At 48.0% G+C, this 17,171-nt stretch carries 13 protein-coding genes, 12 tRNA genes and 2 rRNA genes; 5 read left to right on the top strand and 22 right to left on the bottom strand.

The genetic code is table 11. The annotated features are described in order from the left end of the window. Nucleotides 1-82: 82 nt before the first annotated feature. Together TES5_RS03595 and TES5_RS03590 are read right to left on the bottom strand one after the other, a co-directional pair. Nucleotides 83-433, bottom strand: a complete 351-nt coding sequence (locus TES5_RS03595; protein ID WP_068559877.1) for a YlbF/YmcA family competence regulator — start codon at nt 431-433, stop codon at nt 83-85. 449 nt (nt 434-882) lie between these two features. After that, nucleotides 883-2,964 carry a PBP1A family penicillin-binding protein gene (locus tag TES5_RS03590; protein WP_232309277.1) on the bottom strand — a complete coding sequence of 694 codons (2,082 nt, stop codon included), beginning with the start codon at nt 2,962-2,964 and terminating at the stop codon, nt 883-885. A 475-nt stretch (nt 2,965-3,439) separates the two neighbouring features. Between TES5_RS03590 and TES5_RS03585 the strand changes: the two genes are divergently transcribed. Further along, the gene (locus TES5_RS03585) at nt 3,440-4,810 is read left to right on the top strand and encodes a hemolysin family protein (RefSeq protein WP_068559869.1); all 1,371 of its coding nucleotides are present in this window, start codon (nt 3,440-3,442) and stop codon (nt 4,808-4,810) included. Nucleotides 4,811-4,874: 64 nt separating this feature from the next. On the opposite strand, the gene TES5_RS03580 is transcribed toward TES5_RS03585, so the two are convergent. The 4 genes from TES5_RS03580 to TES5_RS03565 form a co-directional block, all read right to left on the bottom strand. Then, nucleotides 4,875-6,407, bottom strand: a complete 1,533-nt coding sequence (locus tag TES5_RS03580; protein WP_068559867.1) for a phosphohexomutase domain-containing protein — start codon at nt 6,405-6,407, stop codon at nt 4,875-4,877. A gap of 126 nt (nt 6,408-6,533) precedes the next feature. Continuing rightward, nucleotides 6,534-7,043, bottom strand: coding sequence for a tRNA (uridine(34)/cytosine(34)/5-carboxymethylaminomethyluridine(34)-2'-O)-methyltransferase TrmL (gene trmL, locus TES5_RS03575; RefSeq protein WP_068559865.1), 510 nt, complete (start codon nt 7,041-7,043; stop codon nt 6,534-6,536). A gap of 26 nt (nt 7,044-7,069) precedes the next feature. Then, nucleotides 7,070-8,227 carry a tRNA epoxyqueuosine(34) reductase QueG gene (gene queG / locus TES5_RS03570; protein ID WP_068559862.1) on the bottom strand — a complete coding sequence of 386 codons (1,158 nt, stop codon included), beginning with the start codon at nt 8,225-8,227 and terminating at the stop codon, nt 7,070-7,072. A gap of 253 nt (nt 8,228-8,480) precedes the next feature. Continuing rightward, nucleotides 8,481-9,338, bottom strand: coding sequence for a methyltransferase domain-containing protein (locus TES5_RS03565; protein ID WP_068559860.1), 858 nt, complete (start codon nt 9,336-9,338; stop codon nt 8,481-8,483). A gap of 215 nt (nt 9,339-9,553) precedes the next feature. Between TES5_RS03565 and TES5_RS03560 the strand changes: the two genes are divergently transcribed. The 4 genes from TES5_RS03560 (at nt 9,554) to TES5_RS03545 (ending at nt 13,945) form a co-directional block, all read left to right on the top strand. Beyond that, nucleotides 9,554-9,964 (top strand): Hsp20/alpha crystallin family protein, encoded by a 411-nt coding sequence (locus TES5_RS03560; RefSeq protein WP_068559858.1) that lies wholly within the window; start codon nt 9,554-9,556, stop codon nt 9,962-9,964. Between the two features lie 149 nt (nt 9,965-10,113). Then, on the top strand, nt 10,114-10,590 hold the full coding sequence (locus TES5_RS03555; RefSeq protein ID WP_068559856.1) for an RrF2 family transcriptional regulator: 477 nt from the start codon (nt 10,114-10,116) through the stop codon (nt 10,588-10,590). 19 nt (nt 10,591-10,609) lie between these two features. After that, nucleotides 10,610-13,249 carry a YhgE/Pip domain-containing protein gene (locus tag TES5_RS03550; RefSeq protein ID WP_068559854.1) on the top strand — a complete coding sequence of 880 codons (2,640 nt, stop codon included), beginning with the start codon at nt 10,610-10,612 and terminating at the stop codon, nt 13,247-13,249. A gap of 342 nt (nt 13,250-13,591) precedes the next feature. Then, nucleotides 13,592-13,945: a MerR family transcriptional regulator gene (locus tag TES5_RS03545; RefSeq protein WP_068559852.1), complete on the top strand. Its 354-nt coding sequence runs from the start codon at nt 13,592-13,594 to the stop codon at nt 13,943-13,945. A gap of 185 nt (nt 13,946-14,130) precedes the next feature. On the opposite strand, the gene TES5_RS03540 is transcribed toward TES5_RS03545, so the two are convergent. From TES5_RS03540 to TES5_RS03465, 16 genes are all read right to left on the bottom strand, one after another. Continuing rightward, entirely contained in the window at nt 14,131-14,508 is a 378-nt protein-coding gene (locus TES5_RS03540; protein ID WP_068559850.1) for a MerR family transcriptional regulator, read from the bottom strand. Between the two features lie 45 nt (nt 14,509-14,553). Beyond that, nucleotides 14,554-15,042 carry a GNAT family N-acetyltransferase gene (locus TES5_RS03535; protein WP_068559848.1) on the bottom strand — a complete coding sequence of 163 codons (489 nt, stop codon included), beginning with the start codon at nt 15,040-15,042 and terminating at the stop codon, nt 14,554-14,556. A gap of 121 nt (nt 15,043-15,163) precedes the next feature. Further along, nucleotides 15,164-15,247: transfer RNA gene (locus TES5_RS03530), tRNA-Leu, on the bottom strand. Between the two features lie 38 nt (nt 15,248-15,285). Next, nucleotides 15,286-15,356 (bottom strand) — tRNA-Cys (locus TES5_RS03525). A 20-nt stretch (nt 15,357-15,376) separates the two neighbouring features. After that, nucleotides 15,377-15,448, bottom strand: a tRNA-Gln gene (locus TES5_RS03520). Nucleotides 15,449-15,456: 8 nt separating this feature from the next. Continuing rightward, nucleotides 15,457-15,529, bottom strand: a tRNA-His gene (locus tag TES5_RS03515). A 19-nt stretch (nt 15,530-15,548) separates the two neighbouring features. After that, nucleotides 15,549-15,619 (bottom strand) — tRNA-Trp (locus tag TES5_RS03510). A gap of 25 nt (nt 15,620-15,644) precedes the next feature. After that, a tRNA-Tyr gene (locus TES5_RS03505) sits at nt 15,645-15,725 on the bottom strand. A gap of 12 nt (nt 15,726-15,737) precedes the next feature. After that, nucleotides 15,738-15,810, bottom strand: a tRNA-Phe gene (locus TES5_RS03500). Nucleotides 15,811-15,828: 18 nt separating this feature from the next. Next, a tRNA-Asp gene (locus TES5_RS03495) sits at nt 15,829-15,901 on the bottom strand. Nucleotides 15,902-15,903: 2 nt separating this feature from the next. Continuing rightward, nucleotides 15,904-15,976: transfer RNA gene (locus TES5_RS03490), tRNA-Val, on the bottom strand. 60 nt (nt 15,977-16,036) lie between these two features. Continuing rightward, a tRNA-Glu gene (locus tag TES5_RS03485) sits at nt 16,037-16,108 on the bottom strand. Between the two features lie 24 nt (nt 16,109-16,132). Next, nucleotides 16,133-16,221: transfer RNA gene (locus tag TES5_RS03480), tRNA-Ser, on the bottom strand. A gap of 52 nt (nt 16,222-16,273) precedes the next feature. Beyond that, nucleotides 16,274-16,347: transfer RNA gene (locus TES5_RS03475), tRNA-Asn, on the bottom strand. 10 nt (nt 16,348-16,357) lie between these two features. Continuing rightward, a 5S ribosomal RNA gene (gene rrf / locus TES5_RS03470) occupies nt 16,358-16,473 on the bottom strand. 94 nt (nt 16,474-16,567) lie between these two features. After that, nucleotides 16,568-17,171 (bottom strand): 23S ribosomal RNA (locus TES5_RS03465); the annotation flags it as partial.

The raw sequence follows: 17,171 nt of genomic DNA, 5'->3' as shown, positions 1-17,171 counted from the left end.
GGCAATGCGTTGAATCCTGTCCTTGTCTATCATCCGGCCATTCTTTCGGAAATGGTCACAGCTTGTCGTCAAAAATTAAGTCTTAATCTTGTGCAGGCGCGTATAGTTCTTGCAACGGTTTTGTGATGATAGCATTGATTTCTTCCATCAATTGGCTCAACTGTTGCTCTTTAGCCATCAAAGATTGGATAACTTCGTTGCCGGATGCTCTTTCAGCGATGGTCTGAGCAGAAGCCACATCGTCATCAGTGATCGCTTCGCCAGTCATTTGTTTTTGTTGCAGTCCTATTTGCACATTACGGAACTCCTCAAACAATTCAAACGCAACTTGATCTTCTCTCATTGCAGTATAAGCTGCAGACAACTCCGTAAAAACAGAAGCCTCACGCAGATTTTTTTCCAACTCATAAGCTGTATCATAAATATTACTCATTATCTCATTCCTTCCATTCGCATATTACATAAACTATAACATTATCCGAACAATAAAGCCATCAAAAAACACGAAAATATGTTCGGAAAATAGAGCGTGATGATTCGCGCTTAGATACCCGTGCGTTGGAGCATCCAGCTGCCGTTCACCTCTTTTGTGGACGACAGCTGGGTGTGAAACTTTAGTGGTATCTGCGAATCAGATCGCGTTTACGGAGAGCGTGAGAAAAGTCGTTTTCGCAGAGCGTGATGAATCCCGGATAGAAATCGAGCACTAAGAGGACTATTACGAGAACGACCGCTCTTTGTCCGATTCTTCCGCCTTGTCGGACAACACGCAGGTCATTCGCTCTCCACTTGTCCGATTCCCTACAATTATCGGACTCTCTTTCAACAAGCATGTAAAAAAAAGACAAGCCGTCACAGCCTGTCTTCCCCTTAAATCAATTCTTACTGCCCGAAAGCCTCGTTGGCCCAATCGAACAATTTTTTTGAACCCTCACCTAGGCTTTGACCGAACGAACCCATGTCATTCATGAACTCATCCAAGCCATTTTTCAGCCCATTAATGATGCCACTATCATAGGTTTCTTCGGCAGCAGCGACGGCAAATTCTGTCTGCGGGCTGATCGACAGCAAAGCCCCCATCTCGGCACTGTATAAATTTGCCATCGTCTTGCCGGCATTGTTAAGATTATACATTTCATTGGTTTTATCATATCCCAACCAGGTAGTAACAACAAGATCCGGTGTGTATCCTACCATCCATTGTGACTTGATGTAGCCTGTTTCCCGATCAAGCTCCGTCGTTCCGGTCTTGCCGGCGATCACCATGCCGTTCGATGGTTGCGCCGATGCCCCAGTACCGCCATCTGCATACACGCCCATCAGCATGCTTGTCATTTCTTCCGCAACCGCGGCGGTCGTAACCCGGTTCGACTTCGGCTTGGTATTGTCAACGATCACCGCTCCGGTCGCATCGACAATCTTCGTGATGAAACGTGCTTGCGTGCGCACCCCTTCATTCACGAAAGTCGTATAGGCACTGGCCAGTTGCAACGGTGTCACGCCCTTGCTCATCCCACCGAGCGCAATAGCGCCCAAATTCTCATCCGCTTCGCCGATCGAGATTCCGAAATCTTCCAGTTTGGAGATTCCTCTTTGGATACCCAGTTTATCCAACAGCCATACTGCAGAGGTGTTCTTGCTCTCGGCAATCGCCTGGTACATCGGTAAAGTGTCATACAAGCTGTTCCGGTCATAGTTCGAAACAGAATAAGCATCATCACCGTAAGTCAAGGAATCATCGTCCATCACTTCCGCATCGACTGCGTATCCGGCCTCAAGAGCCGGTGTATAGACGGACAATGGTTTGATGGTCGAACCAGGCGCCATTGGCATCTGCGTTGCACGGTTATAGGTCCGGAAACCTTCATATTTTGTCGCTCCGACAACCGCGAGTACATCCCCGGTTGCCGGTTCCATAGCCACAGAGGCACTCTGTACAAGAGTCCCATCTTCCGCGGTCGGCAGATAGGCATTCGCATAGGCATTATCCATCTGAATCTGATAATCCTGATCCAGACCGGTGTAGATTTTGTAGCCCCGGTTCAGCAGATCCTCTTCATCCAAGCCGTAGGTATTGACGGCCTCGTCGATGACCGCATCGAAATAGTAGGGATAGTTGTAACTGCTGTTTGCGTAATAGGTACCCACCACATTGATGTCTTCAGCCATTGCCGTATCAGCGGTAGCTTGATCGATGAACGCGTTGTCCGCCAACAGTTGCAGAACCGTGTTCCTTCTAGCAATGCTCGCTTCTTTATTGTCGATTGGATTGTAGTAACTCGGCGACTTCAGGATTCCAGCCAGAATCGCTGCTTCCGACAAGCTGACTTCGCTCGCCGGTTTTCCGAAGTATTTCTGCGAGGCATCCTCGACACCCCACACCCCGGAACCAAAGTAAGCGTTATTCAGGTACATCTCAAGGATTTCATCCTTCGTGTATTTACTTTCGATTTCGAATGCCAAAAACAGCTCTTTGGCTTTGCGGATCAATGTCTGATCCAATGTCAAGTAGGCATTTTTTGCCAACTGTTGGGTAAGCGTCGAACCCCCACCGACAATATTTCCGCCGTTCAGCACGAAACCTACAGCGGCACGGCCGATTCCGATCGGGTCAACACCGGTGTGCTTATAGAAGCGTTTATCCTCAGTTGAAACGACGGCAGTCTGGATATTCGGAGAAATCTGATCGATCGTCACGAATGTCCCTTTCTGCGAATAGAGTTCCCCGGCTTCATTGCCATAGCGATCGTAGATGACAGTTGTCTGTTCCAGACCTGCCTTGAGATTTTCGACATTGGCGGTCTTAGCCAAAAATACTAGATAAGTGCTGCTGATCAATGTCCCGATCAACAAAAACAAGATGATAAACTTGTTGATCCGGTATTTCCGCCAGAGGTTCTTGCGTTTCTCATTGAAACGGGCCCATCCGGCTTTCAAGATTTCTTTAAATGGTTTATTTTGCATTTTTTGATCCTTCTTCATTTAATACATCCCCCAGCTTGCTGCAATGCCTTTGCGGTGCGCGTGGCAGTGGAGACACAACCTAAGCTTTTCACATGAAAGCACATTGCAATAACAGATTCCGTATCATAGTAACAGGAATCGCTCAAATAAGAAACCGACTTAAGTCGCAGAAATGCTCCCGTATTGCAATTTCTCTATTTTGATTTATAATTTTAGCATAAGTATCGTTTTGAATTAACCGAATTTTGCTTAAATAATTATTAAGGTAGGTGGCACCAGTGGGACAGAACGCATCAGATGACAACCATCTGTAGACCAAAAGAATTTTCGAAAACGCGTATTTTCAGGGATTCTTTTGGTCGCTTTCATTTGTTTCAGCGTGAAACCAGAGATCTCGTGAAGAAATTTCCTATTCAGGATCATTATTTCACAGGAGGTGAAGTCTGCTCTCTATAAAGGAAGCAGGCAATCAATTATGTCAATTACAACCGGTTTACTATTATTTTTCCTCATTCTTTTCATTGCTTCTTTTTTCGTTGTGTCCGAATATGTGCTCGTGAGGATCCGTCCTTCCCGGCTGGATTTCCTGGTTGAAGAAGGAAATCCGCAAGCAAAATTATTAAAAAATATGACCGTTAAACTCGACAGCTATCTTTCAGCGACGCAACTGGGGGTTACGATTACATCTCTTGCCCTTGGTTGGTTAGGGGACCCTACCTTTAAGCGCCTGTTCGATACGCTTTTCGGTAACTTGCCGATTCCCGATGCAATCGCGACCATCCTGTCCTTCGTTGTTTCCTTCGCTGTTTTGACTTCCATCCAAGTCATCATCGGTGAACTCGTTCCCAAAAACGTTGCCTTGAGCCGCACGGAGAAAATGGGATTGCGTATCGCAAGACCGTTGAATATTTGGTACCGCTTGATGTTTCCCTTGATTTTTGTGCTGAACAAGACGGCCAACGGCATTTCCAAAGCGATCGGGATGAAAACGATCGGCGAATCGGACGACAATGTGTCCGAAGAAGAACTGCGCTTGATCATGAGTCAAAGCTTGAAGAGCGGTGAAATCAATCGTGAAGAGTATCAATTCGTGGAAAATGTTTTCAACTTCGATGAGCGGATGGCGCGCGAAATCATGGTTCCGCGTACAGAAATCGTAGCGGTCGACTTCGACATGTCACTGAGCGATATCGCAAATGTCGTCCAGCAGGAAAAGTATACCCGCTATCCGGTCATGCGCGAGGACAAAGACTCGATCGTAGGCGTCATCAACACTAAAGAAGTATTTGCCGCCTTTGTCGAAGCAGTCCAAAACAAGGACGAAAGCAAATTCACCGTCACCGATTTCGTTCGCCCGGTCATCACGGTCATCGAAACGATTCCGATCAAGGAACTTTTGGTGAAGATGCAGAAGGAACACAACCAAGTCGCCATTCTGATCGACGAGTACGGCGGCACAAGCGGCCTCGTTTCGATGGAGGACATCGTGGAGGAAATTGTCGGCGACATCAGCGATGATTTCGAGACGAAAGATCAACCTGAATTCATCATGCTTGGCGAAAACCATTATCGCATCAGCGCCCGCATGTTGATCGACGATGTCAACGACCTCTTCGGCTTGGACATCGACAACGAAAACGTGGATACGATGGGCGGCTGGTTGCTCGACCAAAAGTATGACGTCAAGGAAGGCGAAGAAATCGAATACCACGGCTACCGCTTCAAGGCGATCCAAAAAGAAAAAAATTCAATCATCGTCATCGATATTTTCACGACAAAGAAAATGAAGAACCAAGTCGAATCTGCAGATTCGGAAGAAAATGAAGAACCCGAAGTAACCGAATAAGCAAAAAAAACTTTGTGACCAGGCTTTTGAACGCCTGTCGCAAAGTTTTTTTTGATGAGATTTCTTAATGAAGATGCCCTGTATCCAACTCCGGACGCCCTTTGAAGAAAGGCAGCACGGTCTGTGCGATCAACGGCAGTTTGCCGACTGCATCGCTTTCGATTGTCCATACCAACAACGGTTCATGAAGGCTCAACCGCAGGATGAACCAGCCTTCCCCGTACTGGCCACTCAGATTCACGCGCACGCCCTCAAGATGATCTGCAACCAATGCCATGTCCTCGGTCGCAGCGATGAAAGCCGCAAAATCCTTAATGATGGCATTACCCACTTCAAAAATCGGTTCTTCGATGATCGTAAAGCGATACTCCATCGTTTCCGCCGGTTGACCCAGTGTCGCGATCAAATCACCCAAGCGTTTTCCTTCCGTTGACAACTGCGCATCTGCGATCAGCAGCTTTGCGATCAGGTAGGCACCGTCATCCAGGAAATAATTTTCTTTCAGCGCCGCATGTCCGCTCGTTTCAATCGCCAACACTGCATTGATGCCCGCTTCATTCAATTCGATGCCGCGATTGATGACATTCCGGTAGCCGGTCAGATAACGGTCCTGAACCCCGCCAAGTCCCGTGATGAATGTATCAAGATGGGAAGAAGTCGCGGAATTTGTTACGATTGTCGCACTTGGCTCTGCATTCAACAACACCGCCGAAATCAACGCAATCAGATTGTTGCGGTTGAACGCTTTTCCGTCGCTGTCGACGATCGCGGAACGGTCCACATCCGTGTCGAAGATGATCCCAAGATCGGCCTTGTTTGCGATCACTGCATCCTGGATGCTCTTCATTGCCGCTTTGTTGTCCGGATTCGGGACGTGATTCGGGAAAGTGCCGTCCGGATCCAGGAATTGGCTACCGGAAGTGTCGGCCCCCAAAGGCTGCAGCACCCGTTCCACAAAGAATCCGCCCGCTCCGTTACCGGCGTCCACGATGATGTGGCGTCCAGTCAATGGTTTCTCAGGATTTTCCGCTGAAGCGATGCCTTTGCGGATTTTTTCCTGGAGATCGGCTGCATAAGTCGAAAGTAGATCCATCTCGGTCACAACTGCGGTTTGTTCTTCTTCAGCGAATGCTTCCGGTGTTTCGTAGGCGTATTCCAAAATTGCCTCGATGTCCTCGTGCTCCGCTCCACCTGTTTTAGTGAAGAATTTCAGTCCATTGTATTCAAAAGGAAGATGGCTGGCGGTGATCATGATCGCTGCATCCGTCGCGTAATCTTTGTACTGCGTCGACATGAACATCGCCGGTGTAGTGGAAAGGCCCACATCGACGATTTCGATGGCAAAAGGCGCCATCCCAGCCATCAGTGCAGTTTTGATGTCTCCTCCGGATAAGCGGCTATCCTGTCCGATCGCAATTTTGACTTTCTTTTCGCTGTTCAGATTGATATTTTTATCTTTTTGCAACCACTCCACGAAACCGTATCCGATACGCGTCACTTTGTCCGCCGTAAGCGTCGCTTCATGTTTTTCCGTCGAAATCGCAATCCCGCGGACATCCGACCCATTCTGTAAGGCCAATAATGCAGCTTTATCCATTATTCCATCCCCTTTTCAATTTTACGTTACATCCATTATACCTATTCACTGGAAATAAAAAAAGAACGGCCGAAGCTTTTTCGCTTTTGGCCATTCTACTTGTGAAATTATCAACTGGGTGAGGCTTTAGCCCTTCAATTTATCGTTCTCATACGTGTGAGTCAATTCCAGATTCGGGAATCCTTGCTGACGCAACGCCTCGTAGACCACCATGCAGGCTGTGTTCGAAAGGTTCAGGGAGCGTACATGCTCATCGTTCATCGGAATGCGCAGGCATTTTTCAGCGTTTTCCTGCATGAAAGATTCAGGTAGGCCCGTCGTCTCTTTGCCGAAGATGAAGAAGATGTCCTCGTCCTTCGTGAAGTCGGCCTCGCTGTAGATGCGGTCGGCGAACTTGGTGATCAGATAGAGCTGGCGATCGCCCAAATAGTCGAGAAAAGCCGCCAGATCCGCATGATGGATGATGTTCACGTCATGCCAATAATCAAGCCCGGCACGTTTCAGCTGCTTATCATCGGTCGAAAAGCCCAAAGGTTCGATCAGATGTAAAGTTGTATTGGTTGCAGCACAAGTGCGCGCGATATTGCCTGTATTCGCAGGGATCTGCGGTTCAAATAGTACGATATGGTTGGTCATAAATGAGACTCCTTTATTCTGTTAGATTAATCTGTTTTCTGGATTTCAAGCATTTTCAGATAAGCTTTCTCCATTTCAGCTTTGGTTTCTTCATCCGTTTCGATTATAAGCCGTTCGGAGAAAAAAGCCAACATTTCCGGATTAGGCTCGCGTACAATCTCCGCGATAGCCCAAGCAGCCGTTCCGCGCAGCACTGGACGGGGATCTTGCTCGATCATCCGCAGCAGTTCCGGAATCGCCGTCCGGTCGCGGTAATTCGCCAAGGCGATGACAGCGTTGCGCTGCAGCGGTTTTTTGCCGCGCCATGAGCCTGCCAGATGACCGAACTGCTCCTTGAATTCCCGATTCGAAATCGTCAACATCGGTTGCAACACGGGCGTGACGCTTGCTGGTTCAGGCTCCATTTCGGGATGTAAATGATGATCCATACCGCGGTTATACGGGCAGACTTGCTGGCAGATATCACATCCGTAAATGACATGGCCAATTTTTTGGCGGTATTCTTCCGGCATGTACCCTTTTGTCTGCGTCTGGTAGGAAAGGCAAATGTTCGGGTTCAGTTGGCCATTACCGAGGATCGCTCCGGTCGGACAGAAGTCCACACAGCGCGTGCATTCCCCGCAACCGAAGACACCCGGCTCATCCGCTGGGAAAGGAATGTCGGTGATGATTTCCCCCAAGTAGACATAGGAACCGAATTCGCGCGTGATCAACAGCCCGTTACGGCCGATGAAGCCCATTCCGGCTCGTTGCGCCACCACTGTATCAATCAGCTCCCCCGTGTCCACCATCGGCTTGAAGCGGGCATCCGGAATTTTTTCCTGGATGAAAGCAATCAATCGGTCCATTCTATCGCGGAGGATGACATGGTAATCTGTCCCCCAGGAAGCCCGTGAGAAATTGCCGCGGCGTTCTCCGCGCACCCGCTCAGCCTTTTCGGTCATTTTGCTCGGATAAGCCAGCGCAATCGAAAGGATTGCTTGCGGGTTATCGAATATCCGGTCCGGATAGATCCGTTCCTCCAGAACCGGGTGCTCAAAACCGACAGTGTGGCCCTTTGAATGTTGTTCCTTCAGACTTTCCAACATATATTCAAAAGGTTCGGCAGTCGTGAAACCCAGTTTATCGATACCCAACTTTTTGCTTTCTTCTATTATTTCAGCCTTCAATGCGGCAAAATTCATTTTTTCATGCTCCTGACAGTCAGTATTTTTTTACCGTTCGGCGCCTTCGTTCGGTCCGAAAAAGATTGCGAAAATACGCACAAAAAAACGTATCGTTTCGGTGTCAGGCACGGCGAATGCGATACGTTGGTCAAGGTCATTTTGTGGAACAAAACGATAATAATGGCTACAAAATGATATACGTATTATAGCATATCACACCGCTGTGTCAATATTTTTCGGAAACTTGGGCTATGTTCCGGTTACGCCAAAATCAGACAGCTTTGCTGGCGACCAAAAGTGTGACTGCCACAGTGACAGAATTCAACGGATTTGCCGATGCATTTGCTAGTGATTCTTCAGATGCGCCCCATGATAGTGGCGTCATCTCCATCAACCAGCCATAGCTTTTAGCATCAAGATCCACGGTATAGATGACTTCTTCACTGACAGCATCCGGATAAATATCGTAGAATCGGTCAACCACTTGTTGATTGTCGTACTCTCTTTTTGTCGTATCCAAGGCATACAACTGCTCCCGCAACTCGATCAAATACTGTGCATTCGGCACAACTTTGATGACCTTACCGTCTGGTTTCAAAACACGGTCGAATTCCTGGTACTGCGATGGTGAGAAGATGTTCAAGATGACATCAAAGGCACTTTCTGCAAAAGGTGAATGCGCCAGATCGGCCACGCACCAGAAGGCATCCGGGAAAAAGTTGCTGGCCGCCAACTGGATCGCATCCTTCGAAATATCAAAGCCAATTTTTGTCCCCTTCAAGCCTTTTTCGGTCAAATAATGCAGATGCGATCCTTCCCCGCAACCGACATCCAGAACCGCCGCCGTCTCCGGCTTGTCGATATGGGCATAGACGGCATCCAGCAACGGATGGAAAAAGCCGGTGTCCGCCAAATTTTTCCGGCTCGACAGCATCTCTTTGCCGTATTCATTCTGGCCGCCCTTCATCAACAGATGCAGTGTTCCCTTTTTTGATACATCAAAATGATGTCCATTTGCGCAGACGAGGCTATGCCCCTCCACCGTCTCAAATTTCCCTTTGCAGATAGGACACTGGAAAAGATTCCGATGCTGTTTCAGATAAAGACTGCCCGCTTCAATTTTTTTCATAAATACTACCCTTTCTCGGCCTCTCCCGTTCACGCGGTGTGAGGCGTTCACTGTCTCAAAACTCCTTTAACAGTTTACCATAGAACCCGTTTGGAATCAGCTTTTGCTTCATTTCCGCTGTTTGGAACCGGAATCATTTCAGTGGAATTCCGATGCACGTAAGTTTATACTGAGGGTGAATAAAAGCTTCAATTAAAAGAAAGGAGATTTTTCAAATGTCAAATGAGTTACGCAAAAGCAACAGTTTCTTCGACCTGCTGTCGGACACCGGATCGATGTTCCAAAATCGTTTTTTCCAGGAAATAAAATTGGACGTACATGAAACCGAGGACAACTATCAAGTGACAGCCGATCTGCCGGGCTACGCCAAAGAGGATATCACTGTGGATTATGACAACGACATTCTCTCCATTTCAGCCGTCCGCAAATCGGAAAAAGTCGAACAAGACGATAAAGGGCAAATCATCCGCCAAGAACGTTCTTCGGGTTCCGTACACAGGGAAATTTATTTGAAAGGCATCAACGACGAAGATATTACAGCTACTTTGACGGAGGGCGTCTTGAACTTGGTGCTTCCTAAAAAAGAGCCTACTCCTCCAACTAAACGCAAAATTGAAATATTCTGATAATTAAGGAAAAGACCGAGCAAACCGCCTTTTTGGCTTGCTCGGTTATTTTTTTGCATCACAATCATAAACTTTTTCTTGAACAATTCTTTATTGAGCGATAAAATACATCCATGGATAAAATATATCTACGAAAGAAGGCGAAAATAATGAAAATGAAAGGCGGCGTGGAACAAGCCATTTGCATACTGATCATGTTAGCGACTCAAATCGATAGACGCCCGATCAAGAGCGCTATCCTAAGCAGGCGTCTGTCAGTTTCCGATTCCTATCTCAAGAAAGTGATGCGCTCCCTTGTCGTTTCAGGCTTAGTCGATTCAGAGTCAGGCAAAGATGGCGGATTCCGATTGAACCGGATGCCGGAAGAAATCACAATGCTGCATATCTATGAAGCAATCGAAGGAACCCACAGCTTTGTCCGCCCCACCAATCTGGCCGAAAAGGTGTTCTTGCGAGCGGATAAAATCAAGAACAAAAAGAAGGAAGTCCTCTTAGTATTCTTCGATGCAGAGCAGCAATTCAAAGCCCGCTTGCAGAAATACACACTTGATTCCCTCTTGGTCGAAGGATCGGACAGTGTCGAAAACGTAGATTGGGAAGCCATCATCCTGTCTGCAGAAATTTAAATGAAGGAAGTGCACGATCTTGTTGAAGCAAGAATGGAAATCTGTTTTAAAATCGAAAAAAATATTAATCATCCTGTTCGGGATCAGCCTAATCCCTTCCCTTTACACCGTACTCTTCCTCAGTTCCATGTGGGATCCTTACGGTAAACTGGCCGAACTGCCGGTCGCTGTCGTGAACCAGGATAAGGCAGTCAATTATAATGAAGAAACATTGGCTGTGGGCGACTCGCTTGTCGCCGGCTTAGAGGAATCCGATTCCTTGGATTTCGATTTCGTCTCTCAGGAAGAAGCGGAAGCCGGACTGGCTGACGGCAGCTACTACATGGTACTCACTATCCCGGATGATTTTTCTAAAAATGCGACTACCTTGTTGGATGAATCGCCGAAACAAATGGAATTAACTTATCGGACCAGTGCAGGCAGAAGCTATATCGCTTCAAAACTGACGGCTTCTGCCGCCAAAGAAATCAAGGATACCATCTCAGATGAGGTGACGGCCATCTACGCGGAAACCATCTTTGATAAACTTCAGACGGTCGCAGACGGCATGCAAACGGCAGCGGATGGTAGCGCACAGCTCAGTGACGGCACCACCCAGATTAAGCAAGGCAACGAAAGTTTGAGCGAAAATCTCCACGTGCTTGCGGACAGTTCCCTAACTTTCAGGGATGGTGTCGATACATTGGCTGTCGGCCTACAGACCTATCTCGATGGTGTCGGCCAACTGGATGCGGGCGCCTTGGCATTGAACGAAGGCGTGGGTACCTTGACTGCCGCTATGCCGGATCTGGAAGCCGGCGTCAGCCGACTGAATGCCGGCGCGGCTGCTGCGGCTGCCGGCAGCACATCACTGAGCAACGGTCTTTCCAGCTTGGCCACAAACAGCCTCACATTATCGACAGGCATGAACAATTTGAACAACGGCATGAACCAATTGGCAGCTGGCAGCGCCGCCTTGACCGACGGCTTGACCGCACTGAACTCGAATCTCACGAGTGCTGAACAACAAGCCAAACTTGCTGCGCTGCAGGGCGGACTCGACCAAATAAAAACCGGCATCGAAACACTCGACAGCCAGCTTCAGCAATCCGCCCTGTCAGCGGACTTGACTGCCGTATTGTCCCAGCTGAACGGTCTCAGCACCACCCTTTCGTCGTCTCAATCAGAATTGAACACCATCATCGCTGCCGCGGATCCCGCCAGCAACACAGCTGCCATCATGGCTGCAATCGACCAAAGCGGAACCGAATTGACAGCCGAGCAGGAAGCGGCTGTCAACCAAGCTGTCTCAGCGCAAATGGCGATCATTGCGAATGAACAATCCAGTTCCATACAGACGATCACAAATGATCTCTCCGCACTTTCCAGTTTGAACGGTATTGATGCTTCAGCGATCACGCAACAAGTGACAGCACTCCAAAACAACATCAGCGGCCTGTCGGCAGGCTATGCCACTGTTTACGGCGGCGCGACAACCCTCGTTTCCGGATACGGCCAGATTGGTGCAACCACCCAAGCCCTGCTTACCGGTGGCAAATCGCTCCAGGCTGCCATCGGAAGCGCTCAAAGCGGCTCCCAAAAACTTGCTGACGGCCTGTCCCAACTCAGCAACGGTTCCGAACAATTGGCTCAAGGTGGAAAGAGCCTGAGCGAAGGCAATACCCAAGTAAGTGCAGGCTTGCAGACTCTGAATGAGCAGACCGGCCCCCTGGCAGCAGGCGCTGAAAAACTCAAGGACGGAACAGAGGCACTTGCCAACGGTACGACGGAGCTTGTCGAAAAAGGCAGTCTACTGACCGATGGTATCAGTCAACTTGCAGCCGGCGCTGAAAAAATCAGTGACGGCTCCGGCCAATTGGCGGATGGATCAAGCCAGCTGAATACCGGCCTGATCAGTTTGCTCAGCGGTACGAATGAACTCGGCGCCAAACTGTCGGAAGGCAGCGCTGCTCTGAATGAAGTCGATGCCACGGAAAGCACCTATGCCATGATGGCTGAACCGGTCATCACGAACCAGATCGAAACGGCTCCGGTCGCCAACAATGGCACCGCGATGGCACCCTATATGATGTCCGTTGCGCTCTTCGTCGGCGCCATCAGTCTGAACTTAATGTACGACATCTTCACTCCTCGGAATTATCCGAAAAATGGCCGCAGTTGGTGGGCCAGCAAAATCTCAGTCCTTTCTGCTGTCGGCATCTGCCAATCCCTCATCATGGTCACACTACTGGTGAAGGTGAACGGTTTGGCGCCGTCGTCGATCGATAAGACGCTGTTGGTCACCCTTTTGACTGCGTTCGTCTCGATATCGATCGTCATGCTCTTCAATCTGTTGTTTGATAAAGTCGGCTCCTTCCTGATGCTGATTTTCCTCATCCTGCAGCTATCAGGATCCGGCGGCACTTATCCGATTCAGCTGTCCAACAGCTTCTTCGAGGCGATCCATCCCTACCTGCCGATGACGTATTCGATCGATGCCTACCGCCAGCTGTTCGGCATCGGCGGCAGCATCTCCATGGATCTATTCATCCTGTTGGGGATCCTAGTTGCCTTCAATCTGCTAATCATCGTTTTCTACGCGATCAAACGGAAACAGTTGCGGAAGCAAGATTTCAAGATCGACGAAAAATCAGCCTCTATGGAAACCCAAACTGCTTAAAAACTCTATGAATGCCAAAACACGCACACCGGTATAGGCTGTGCGTGTTTTCTTTGTCCTTTTCCGGGTGCGTGCAGCACGGCGGACGCTGCTGTTGCGCCAGCTCCGGTGAACAGCGGCTTCGCCGAAGTTCAGCTAATATTCTGAGTTGCCAACTCCGATGAGGAGACCTTCGCCGGAGTTGCGGCTAAAAGTTACCCTCGTACTCCGGTGTGCAGCCCTTCACCGGAGCTGAGAACCATTTACTTTTTATCCATCTGAAAATTTTTCTTGACTTAACCTTAACTTTAAGTTGTAAGCTTGGCCTATAAAATTAAATTATGCTAAGCAGAGGTGAGAAAAATGAATATTTTAGAAGCAGCAGAAAAATCAGGACTAACAGCTGTAACCCTGTGCTATTACGAACGGATTGGTTTGATCCCTCCGGTTACAAGAGGAAACGGTGGTGTCCGGTTATATAAACAATCTGATCTTGGTTGGATCGATTTCATCAAGTGCATGCGCAATGCCGGTTTGTCGATCGAATCCTTGATTGAATACACAACGCTGTTCGAAAAGGGCAAGGAAACCGTTACCGCCAGGAAAGAAATCCTGATCGAAGAACAGAAAAAAATGCAAGAACGTTACAATGAACTAGGAAAAACGTTGCAAACACTGAACAAGAAGATTGAAAACTATGAGCAGGACCATAGCTAATCAAAAAAGTCGATGAGGACATCACCGTGATCAGTTCGCGCTCTGGGTACATTGTTGTAGGATAATTTTACTGACATAATGAGAAAACCATCCAAGCGGGCAACGAACTGCCCGCTTGGATGGTTTTCATTTATCGGAAATTAATCTTTTCTGTTACCGGGTCTACAACCACCTTAACAATCAACTCAATGGGGCAGACTCTTTTCGGACTCTTTCAATTTACTCCCAAAACTCTGAATTTTATGATTCAATCTATCGATTGTCTCATTAATTTCCTTTTGTTTGACAAGCAGTTGTTCTCTTTCTCTGATGAGAATGTTTTTGCGCGCTTCGTCCGACTCCGTACCATTTCTGAACAAGGTCGTATATTCGATCAGAGACTCGACCGACATCCCGGCACTGCGCATGCATTTAATGAAATCGATCCAACCAAGATCGTCTTTTTGGTAATCACGGACTCCACCATTTTTTCGGGTGACGGGAGGAATCAACCCTTCGCTTTCATAATAACGCAGCGTTGCAGCTGTGAGCCCAGTAATTTTTGCTGCTTCAGATATATTCATAATTCAATCATTCCCTTCTCTAGTTGAGCGCATACAACTAATGAATCAACTAAGTTCCAAATAAAACGGAATGATATCCACAAAGGTGCCATCATCCATTTTAAAACCACCCGGAATAGTCCCCAATTCTTTGAAACCCAGCTTTTTATAAAGGCTGATCGCACCCTTATTGTTGGCAACAACAGCATTGAACTGCATGATGCGGAATCCTGACTGCTTAGCCATCTCCAGCGAATGCACCACAAGTTTTTTGCCGATGTGCTTCCCTCTTTGATCAGCTATGACAGCATAAGAAGCATTCGCAATATGACCGCAACGTCCAATATTGTTGGGATGAAGAATATACAAACCAACTATCGCGCCATCTTCTTCCGCCACTCCGGTAAACGTCTGTTCCGTGAAGAAGGCTGCTGCTTCCTTGTCTGATAAACTGTTTTCTTGGGGGAAGTACTGGCCTTCATTTACGATATGATTCCATATACTTGCCATTGCCTCCAAATCATTTTCGCGAAATTTCCTGATAACGATAGCCATCAACCTACCTACCCACTTTCGATATAAATTCACTGGCTATATTATAACCCAAACTACGATTCTCTATACAAAAAAATAATCTTGCAACGATGAAATCATCGTCGCAAGATTATTTGTCTGATACCGGCGGCCGGGGTCGAACCGGCACGCCCTCGCGGGCACTGGATTTTGAGTCCAGCGCGTCTGCCAATTCCGCCACGCCGGCATGATAAAAAGTTTATTACGATAGATCACCTATCGGAAAGGCGGTAACCGGATTTGAACCGGTGATAGAGGTTTTGCAGACCTGTGCCTTACCACTTGGCTATACCGCCGAAATGTTGCTATTTAAAAACTGGGCTAGCTGGATTCGAACCAACGAATGACAGAGTCAAAGTCTGTTGCCTTACCGCTTGGCGATAGCCCAATAAAGAGGGCGACCGATGGGAATTGAACCCACGAATGCCGGATCCACAAACCGGTGCGTTAACCACTTCGCCACGATCGCCATTATATTAATTTAAAAACAGGGGTAGTAGGAATTGAACCCACACTGACGGTTTTGGAGACCGTAGTTCTACCTTTAAACTATACCCCTATATTAAAAATTTAATCCAAAAAAATGGAGGGAGGCAGATTCGAACTGCCGAACCCGAAAGAGCGGATTTACAGTCCGCCGCGTTTAGCCACTTCGCTATCCCTCCATCATATAAAAATGGTCCGAGACGGATTCGAACCGCCGACACCTTGAGCTTCAATCAAGTGCTCTACCAACTGAGCTATCAGACCAGAATAAAATTGTAAAAACGGCTCCGACGGGATTTGAACCCGCGATCTCCTGCGTGACAGGCAGGCATGTTGACCCCTACACCACGGAACCAATGGAGGTTGACGGGATCGAACCGCCGACATCCTGCTTGTAAGGCAGACGCTCTCCCAGCTGAGCTAAACCTCCAGGGATTGTAAATTATGAGCCTAGGCTCAACTTGTTCTTTTTGTATAACAGCCAGAACAATGATCCGTACGGGAATCGAACCCGTGTTACCGCCGTGAAAGGGCGGTGTCTTAACCGCTTGACCAACGGACCATGATATTTATTATAATGGAAAAACGGAGAGTAAGGGATTCGAACCCTTGAGACAGTTTAACCCGCCTACACGATTTCCAATCGTGCTCCTTCGGCCGCTCGGACAACTCTCCAAGTTCCGATAAAATCTAATTCATATCAAATGCATGAGACTTAACCGAAAAACTCCGCAAGTAGGACTCGAACCTACGACATCATGATTAACAGTCATGCGCTACTACCAACTGAGCTATTGCGGAAAATTAAAAAGCGCGGCAACGTCCTAGTCTCACAAAGGGAAACCCTTCACTACAATCGGCGCTAAGAAGCTTAACTTCTGTGTTCGAGATGGGAACAGGTGTGACCTTCTTGCCATCGTCACCGCACATTTTTAATTAGAGAACATTGTTCTCTCAAAACTGAATCTACAAAAGTAAAGGGATTCCGAAAACACCGCTTGAGTTTTCTTCTTTTTAAAAATTGGTTAAGTCCTCGACCGATTAGTATTGGTCCGCTCCATACATCGCTGTACTTCCACTCCCAACCTATCTACCTGATCATCTCTCAGGGGTCTTACTCACTTAAAGTGATGGGAAATCTCATCTTGAGGGGGGCTTCACGCTTAGATGCTTTCAGCGTTTATCCCTTCCACACATAGCTACCCAGCGATGCTCTTGGCAGAACAACTGGTACACCAGCGGTGTGTCCATCCCGGTCCTCTCGTACTAAGGACAGCTCCTCTCAAATTTCCAACGCCCGCGACGGATAGGGACCGAACTGTCTCACGACGTTCTGAACCCAGCTCGCGTACCGCTTTAATGGGCGAACAGCCCAACCCTTGGGACCGACTACAGCCCCAGGATGCGATGAGCCGACATCGAGGTGCCAAACCTCCCCGTCGATGTGAACTCTTGGGGGAGATAAGCCTGTTATCCCCAGGGTAGCTTTTATCCGTTGAGCGATGGCCCTTCCATGCGGAACCACCGGATCACTAAGCCCGACTTTCGTCCCTGCTCGACTTGTAGGTCTCGCAGTCAAGCTCCCTTCTGCCTTTACACTCTACGAATGATTTCCAACCATTCTG

It is taken from the genome of Trichococcus sp. ES5 (assembly GCF_900067165.1).
Classification (GTDB): Bacteria; Bacillota; Bacilli; order Lactobacillales; family Aerococcaceae; genus Trichococcus; species Trichococcus flocculiformis.
This window is presented reverse-complemented; position numbering and strand designations above follow the sequence as displayed.

Coding starts and splice junctions, on each gene's coding strand:
- TES5_RS03585 (WP_068559869.1), top strand. CDS start 3,440: ATGTCAATTACAACCGGTTTACTATTATTTTTCCTCATTCTTTTCATT.
- trmL (WP_068559865.1), bottom strand. CDS start 7,043: ATGACCAACCATATCGTACTATTTGAACCGCAGATCCCTGCGAATACA.
- TES5_RS03535 (WP_068559848.1), bottom strand. CDS start 15,042: ATGGCTATCGTTATCAGGAAATTTCGCGAAAATGATTTGGAGGCAATG.
- TES5_RS03565 (WP_068559860.1), bottom strand. CDS start 9,338: ATGAAAAAAATTGAAGCGGGCAGTCTTTATCTGAAACAGCATCGGAAT.
- queG (WP_068559862.1), bottom strand. CDS start 8,227: ATGAATTTTGCCGCATTGAAGGCTGAAATAATAGAAGAAAGCAAAAAG.
- TES5_RS03595 (WP_068559877.1), bottom strand. CDS start 433: ATGAGTAATATTTATGATACAGCTTATGAGTTGGAAAAAAATCTGCGT.
- TES5_RS03560 (WP_068559858.1), top strand. CDS start 9,554: ATGTCAAATGAGTTACGCAAAAGCAACAGTTTCTTCGACCTGCTGTCG.
- TES5_RS03540 (WP_068559850.1), bottom strand. CDS start 14,508: ATGAATATATCTGAAGCAGCAAAAATTACTGGGCTCACAGCTGCAACG.
- TES5_RS03545 (WP_068559852.1), top strand. CDS start 13,592: ATGAATATTTTAGAAGCAGCAGAAAAATCAGGACTAACAGCTGTAACC.
- TES5_RS03580 (WP_068559867.1), bottom strand. CDS start 6,407: ATGGATAAAGCTGCATTATTGGCCTTACAGAATGGGTCGGATGTCCGC.
- TES5_RS03590 (WP_232309277.1), bottom strand. CDS start 2,964: ATGCAAAATAAACCATTTAAAGAAATCTTGAAAGCCGGATGGGCCCGT.
- TES5_RS03555 (WP_068559856.1), top strand. CDS start 10,114: ATGAAAATGAAAGGCGGCGTGGAACAAGCCATTTGCATACTGATCATG.